The sequence below is a fragment of the Sphingopyxis sp. RIFCSPHIGHO2_12_FULL_65_19 genome (genome assembly GCF_001830555.1).
In the GTDB taxonomy this organism is placed as follows: domain Bacteria; phylum Pseudomonadota; class Alphaproteobacteria; order Sphingomonadales; family Sphingomonadaceae; genus Sphingopyxis.
In genome coordinates this window covers 27,456-34,095 of record NZ_MIAM01000035.1, presented here as the reverse complement: position 1 = coordinate 34,095, position 6,640 = coordinate 27,456, and the positions used below count along the sequence as shown (strand labels likewise).

Here is a 6,640-nt window from a genome sequence, read left to right as displayed (position 1 = left end):
GGCGCTATCTGGCGGATGCCGAGCGTCCGACGCTCGCCGTGCTGATGGCGGGCGCCAGAAACGCGCGCGGCTGGCAAGCGGGCAAGGCGGCGCCGTTCGACGCCTTCGACGCCAAGACCGCCGCGCTGGCGCTGCTCGAAGCGGCGGGGGCGCCGGCCGACCGCTTGCAGGTGATGGACGCAGTGAGCGAAGGCAGCATCTGGCATCCCGGCCAGTCGGCGACGCTGCGGCTCGGCCCCAAGGCGGTGCTCGCCGAATTCGGCGCGCTCCACCCGCTGCTGACCCGCCATTTCGATGTCGACGGCCCGGTGATGGCGGTGCAGATCTTCCTCGACGCGATCCCGGCGAAGCGCGCGAGCGGCCCCGCCCGCGCGGCCTTTACCCCGCCCGCGCTGCAATCGGTGCGCCGCGACTTCGCCTTCCTCGCGCCCGCGACGCTGACGGCCGCCGATCTGGTGCGCGCGATCCGCGGCGCCGACAAGGCGAGCATCGTCGACGCCCGCCTGTTCGACCGCTTCGCGGGGCAAGGCGTGCCCGAGGGCCAGGTCAGCCTGGCAGTCGAGGTCGAGTTGCAGCCGGTCGAAAAAAGCTTCACCGATGCCGAGCTGAAGGCGATTGCCGACAAGGTGGTGGCCGCAGCGGCGAAAATCGGTGCGGTGCTGAGGGGATAACGCCGCCCGAATCGGCGGGGCCATGAAAGGGACAGTCGGCATGAACACCCGCCACCTCGTCGATCGCGAAATTGCACCGATCATCGACATGTTCCCGCGCGTCGATCTTGATTCGGCTCCGATCGGCCAGATCCGGGCCAAGGCCGCAGAGGCATATGCGTTTCTGCCGCCGCCGATCATCGCGCCCGAAAGGCTTGTCATTCCGTCGATCCATGGCGGACCTGACATCCCGGTCTTCCTCTACCGTCCCGCGTCAGCGTCCGCGGGCGGCGGCGCCATCCTGCATATCCATGGCGGCGGCATGGTGATGGGGTCGGTCGAGCAGATGCAGGCCGGACCCGCGGCGCTCGCAGCGGCAGCAGGCGTTCCGGTTGCGTCGGTCGAGTATCGCCTTGCGCCCGAGCACCCGTTTCCGGCGCCGCAGCAGGATTGCCATTCGGCGCTGGCGTGGCTGGCCGGGCAAGCCGACGCCATCGGTTTCGATGCGTCCCGAATCATCGTGGCAGGCGAAAGCGCAGGCGGCGGGCTGGCCGCCGCGCTCGCGATCATGGCGCGCGACCTGGGCGGTCCGCGACTCGCGGGCCAGCTCCTGACCTATCCGATGCTCGATCACCGCACCGGCAGCGACGCGTGCCCCTATGGCAACCCGACAACCGGCGAATTCATCTGGACGCGCGCGAGCAACCGCTTCGGCTGGTCGGCGTTGCAGGGCGACTACCGGGCCGACGACGACCGGCGCGGCTGGTTTTCGCCCAGCCTTGCCGACGATCTGTCGAACCTGCCCCCCGCCTATATCGCCACCGGCAGCCTCGACCTCTTCTTTGACGAAAATCTCGATTATGCGCGTCGGCTCGTCGCGGCAGGCGTGCCCGTCGACCTGCACAGCTATGCCGGGGCGATCCACGCGTTCAACGCGATCCCCGACGCTGCGGTGTCGCAACGTTTCAACGGCGGCCTGCTGGCCGCCGCCGCCGCGATGGCAGGACCGACTGGAGGCTGAAGGGGAAGCCGCCTGTCAGCTAGCGAGCGATTGCGGACGTAAAGTTCCTCCCCATCGACTTGCGATGGGGAGGGGGACCGCCGCCGCAGGCGGTGGTGGAGGGGCCGCAACGTTGCGCCATTGCCCCTCCGTCAGCCCTGCGGGCTGCCACCTCCCCATCGCAAGTCGATGGGGAGGATCTAATTGGCCGCTCCCCACCCCATTTTCGCCGTTTGGCGCAGTTCGCAACGCGATGGCAGGAAACGATCAATTGCGGACGTTCGGATCTTCAGCAAATGTGACGGTGGCAACAACCGGCAAGGATATCCAATGAACCGGAAATTTCTGGCAGGCGTGCTGACCGGGGCGACTCTTGGCATTTGTGCGTGGGGAGCCGCAACGCTGTGGCATCGGGATGATCAACAGCCGCTATATCTCCGTCTCGTCGACGACGATTTTGATTATATTCTCGGACCGGATTACAAACCTGAAACGGAGGGTCCTGCAAGCCTTAAGGTGCTACGGGACTGTAAGATAGAAGCCTTTTTGACCGACGCTGGCGGCAATGACGCAGCATCCTCTTCATTCATCGCCCTAGATGCAACCCCACCTGAGAAAGTGAATTGCCTCATCGGAGAGGCGCGTATCCGCTCGATGTCGATCGCCATTGTGCGAGGCATGGACACAACGCCGACCGATTGCTTGGGCGGCTGGCCGACCCGATTTCGCGACCGCGAGGCCGGCGATTTCAATTTGTGCGTTGGGGGGAAGAATCCAAATCCGATTTACGTGCCCACGCCGCCGCCAAAGCGTTAGTCCGCTTTCCACCCCAAAGCGGTCAAGCCGCCACCGCGTCCTCGCTCTGGCTTGCTGCGGCCTCCAGCAGCCGCTTCTCCAGACTTTTTACCCGTGCCGGGCTATCGATCTTGTCGCCGATCAGGTCGGTCACGTAAAAAGTGTCGACCGCGCGTTCGCCATAGGTGGCGACGTGGGCGCTGTGGACGGTGACCTTGGACTGGAAGAGCGCGTAAGCGAGCTGGTTGAGCAGCGCCGGGCGGTCCTGCGCATTGACCTCGATCACGGTGAAGCGATTCGATGCCTTATTGTCGACGAACACGTTCGGCGCGACGCGGAACGCTTCGGCGCGCGTGCGCGGCAGCGCGCGGGCTTCGAGTTTCGGCAGCAGTTTCTGCCGGTTGGCGAGCGCGTCCTCGATCGCGCGGGTCAGCCGGCCGATCTGTCCCGGTTCGTCGAACGGGCGGCCGATCGGGTCCTGCACCAGGAAATTGTCGAGCGCGAGGCCGTCGCGCGTCGTGTGGATGCGCGCGTCGATAATGTTGCCGCCCGCCAGGTGGATGCCCCCCGCGATGCGATAGAAAAGCCCCGGATGGTCGGCGGCGAGCACCATCACCAGCGTCGCACCGCGGTCGTCGTCGGGCACCGCCGCGATGTGCAGCGGCGCATCGCCCGCCTGCCGGATATGGACGAGGTTGGCGGCGATCACCTCGACCGGCTCGGCGATCCAATAGCTTTCGGGCAGGCGCCGCGCGACCTTGTCGAACGTCTTTTGGTCGAAGCCGAATTGCGCCGCGACCGCTTCCTTCTTGCTGGCGATCCGCTGTTCGCGGCCGCGCTGTTTGTGGCCGAGGCGCAGCACTTCTTCGGCGGCATCGTATAATTCGGTGAGCAATTGCCGTTTCCAGCTGTTCCACACGCCGGGGCCGACCGCGCGAATATCGACGACGGTGAGCACGAGGAGGAGACGGAGCCGTTCGGGGCTTTGCACCTGCCCGGCGAAATCCAGGATCGTCTTGAAATCGGCAAGGTCGCGCTTGAACGCGGTTGCCGACATCAGCAGGTGATACCGCACGAGCCAGGACACTGTCTCGGTCTCGGCCTCGCTCAGGCCAAGCCGCGGACAGACGCGGAGCGCAAGTTCGGCGCCCAGCACGCTATGGTCGCCGCCGCGCCCCTTTGCGATGTCGTGGAGGAGCACCGCGACATAGACGGTCCGGCGCGAATGGATCTGGCCCATGATCGCGGTCGATAGCGGATGATCCTCCTCCAGCCGTCCCTGCTCGATATCCGAAAGCAGCCCGATGGCGCGGATCGTATGCTCGTCGACGGTATAGTGGTGATACATGTCGAACTGCATCTGCGCGACGACGCGGCCGAAATCGGGGACGAAGCGGCCAAAGACGCCCGCCTCGTTCATCCAGCGCAGCACCGTTTCGGGATCGCGCGGCGACGTCAGCACGTCGAGGAACAAGGCGTTCGCGCGCGCATCGCGCCGCACCCGGTGCGTTTCGATCAGCTTCGCGTCATGGCGCGCCTGCCGCATCGCCTGCGGATGGATTTCCAGGCCATGCTTGTCGGCGAGCGCGAAAATCTCGATCAGCCGGACCGGGTCGGCCGCGAAAAAATCGTCCGACGGCAACGCGAGGCGGCCGCGGTCGAGGACAAAGCCATGGAGCCTGCCGGGGCGCCGCCGGATCGTCGGCAGGAAGCGCCGCCCGCGCGCCGCCATCTGGTCGTCGAGATGCGCAAGAAAGGTGCCGGTGACGTCGCCGACGCTTTTGGCGTGCAGGAAATAAAGCTGCATGAAACGTTCGACCGCACTCTTCCCCGGCCGGTCGGCGAAGTGCATCCGCCGTGCGATTTCAGGCTGGAAATCGAACGTCAGCCGGTCCTCGGCGCGGCCCGCGAGGATGTGGAGGTGGCAGCGCACGGCGAGAAGGAAATTCTCCGCGCGTTCAAACTGGCGCAGTTCGCGCGCCGACATCAGCCCCGCATCGACCAGTTCGGGAACGGTGCGCACCCGGTGGATGAACTTGCCGATCCAGAACAGCGTGTGGAGGTCGCGAAGCCCCCCCTTCCCTTCCTTGACATTGGGTTCGACAACATAGCGCGAATCGCCCATGCGCTTGTGCCGCTCGTCCCGCTCGGCGAGCTTTTCGGCGACGAAGGGCCTTGCATTGCCCGCCACCACCTCGGCATCGAAACGCGCCGACGCCTGGTCATACAGGTCGCGGTCGCCCCAGATGAAACGGCCTTCGAGCAGCGCGGTCCGGATCGTCAGATCCTCCTTTGCGGCGCGGATCATCTCGTCGAGCGACCGGCTCGAATGCCCGACCTTCAGCCCAAGATCCCACAGGGTATAGAGCTGCGCCTCGATGACCTGTTCGGTCCAGCTCGTCTGTTTGAACGGGGTCAGAAAGCCGATGTCGATGTCGCTGTGCGGCGCCATTTCGCCGCGGCCATAGCCGCCGACCGCGATCAGCGTGATGCGCTCGCCCGCCGAGCGATTGGCCGACGGATAGAGATGGCCGACGGTGAAATCATGGCTGAGCCGGATGAGCTGGTCGATCAGGAACGCCGTCGCATTGGCGGCGACGCGCCCCGCCGACGGCCGCGCGAGCAGGCGCCGCTCGATCTCTGCCCGCCCGGCGTCGAGGGCCGCCTTGAGCAGCGCCACCATCGCGCGGCGCCTTTCGCCCGAATCGCTGCTTTCCGCCGCGATCGCGTCGAGCCGGGCCGCAAGGTCGCGCCGATCGACGATCGCGCGGCGCTGGTCGAGATTGTCGAACATGTCGCTCATCGTCCCGTCCCCACGCTATTCGTCCGCCATCAGCCGCTTGAGCGCATACAGCGCATCGAGCGCCTCGCGCGGTGCCAGCGCATCGGGGTCGAGCCGCGCCAGCGTTTCGCGCAGCGCGTCCTTCACCGCCGCGGGGGCTTCGGCCAGCGTCGCTGCGAACAGCGGCAGGTCGTCGAGCCCCGCGGCAAGCCCGCCGGTCGCCTCGCGCCCCGCCTCGAGCTTCGCCAGCACCGCTTCGGCGCGCTTGACGACCGCCGCCGGCACCCCCGCGAGCCGCGCGACGGCCAGGCCATAGCTGCGGTCGGCGGGGCCTTCGGCGACTTCGTGGAGCAGCACCAGGTCGCCCTGCCATTCGCGCGCGCGGACATGATGGAGCGACAGCGCGTCCAGTGTTTCGGCAAGCCGCGTCAACTCGTGATAATGGGTCGCGAACAGGCAGCGGCACTTGTTGACCTCGTGCACCGCCTCGACCACCGACCAGGCGAGCGCCAGCCCGTCATAGGTCGACGTCCCGCGCCCGACCTCATCGAGAATGACGAAGCTTTGCGGGGTCGCCTGGGCCAGGATCGCCGCGGTTTCGACCATTTCCACCATGAAGGTGGAGCGCCCACGCGCGAGGTTGTCGCTTGCCCCGACGCGGCTGAACAGTCGGTCGACAAGGCCAAGCTTTGCCGATGCGGCGGGCACGAAACCACCCGCCTGCGCAAGCACGACGATCAGCGCATTCTGGCGCAGAAAGGTCGATTTGCCGCCCATGTTCGGTCCGGTGACGAGCCACAATCGGTCGCGGTCGGACAAGGACAGGTCATTGGGCACGAAACGCTCGCCCGATTTCGCCAGCGCGGCCTCGACCACCGGATGCCGCCCGCCGGTGACATCGAGGCACGGCGCGTCGGCCAGGTCGGGGCGGCACCAATTGTGGCTCATCGCATGGTCGGCAAGCGCCGCGGCGACGTCGATCCGCGCAAGCACATCGCACGACGCCGCAATCGCCTCGCGCCGCGCGATCGCGGCGTCGGTGAGCGTTTCGAGATGCGCGGCCTCGGCGGCGACGGCGTGCACCCCCGCTTGCGTCACCCGGCTCGCGGCGTCGTGGAGGTCGGCAGAATTGAAGCGCACGACGCCCGCCAGCGTCTGGCGGTGGGTGAAGCCCGATTCGGGTGCCATCAAAGCGTCGGCGTGTTTCGCAGGCACCTCGACATGATAGCCGAGGACGCCGTTATGCCGGATCTTGAGCGACGCGATGCCGGTGCGGTCGCGATAGTCGGCCTCGAGCGCGGCAATCGCCTTGCGACCGTCGCGCGCGGTTTCGCGCAGCGCGTCGAGCGCATGGTCATAACCCTCGGCAATATAACCGCCCTGCGCCGCATCGACCGGCGGGGTTTCGATCAG

At 66.8% G+C, this 6,640-nt stretch carries 5 protein-coding genes; 3 read left to right on the top strand and 2 right to left on the bottom strand.

Going from position 1 to position 6,640, the window contains the following annotated elements:
* The 3 genes from A3E77_RS10875 to A3E77_RS10865 all read left to right on the top strand — a co-directional run.
* The coding region (locus tag A3E77_RS10875) for a phenylalanine--tRNA ligase subunit beta-related protein (RefSeq protein ID WP_458574438.1) at nt 1-671 on the top strand (671 nt) is incomplete at its 5' end.
* Nucleotides 672-711: 40 nt separating this feature from the next.
* A complete protein-coding gene (locus A3E77_RS10870; RefSeq protein ID WP_293645775.1) occupies nt 712-1,671 on the top strand; it encodes an alpha/beta hydrolase in 960 nt (319 codons plus the stop codon).
* Between the two features lie 309 nt (nt 1,672-1,980).
* Nucleotides 1,981-2,466, top strand: coding sequence for a hypothetical protein (locus A3E77_RS10865; protein WP_293645773.1), 486 nt, complete (start codon nt 1,981-1,983; stop codon nt 2,464-2,466).
* A gap of 22 nt (nt 2,467-2,488) precedes the next feature.
* On the opposite strand, the gene A3E77_RS10860 is transcribed toward A3E77_RS10865, so the two are convergent.
* Complete coding sequence (locus A3E77_RS10860; protein WP_293645771.1) at nt 2,489-5,248, bottom strand: [protein-PII] uridylyltransferase; 2,760 nt, start codon at nt 5,246-5,248, stop codon at nt 2,489-2,491.
* Nucleotides 5,249-5,263: 15 nt separating this feature from the next.
* A partial coding sequence (mutS, locus tag A3E77_RS10855; protein ID WP_293645769.1) for a DNA mismatch repair protein MutS occupies nt 5,264-6,640 on the bottom strand: 1,377 nt, incomplete at its 5' end.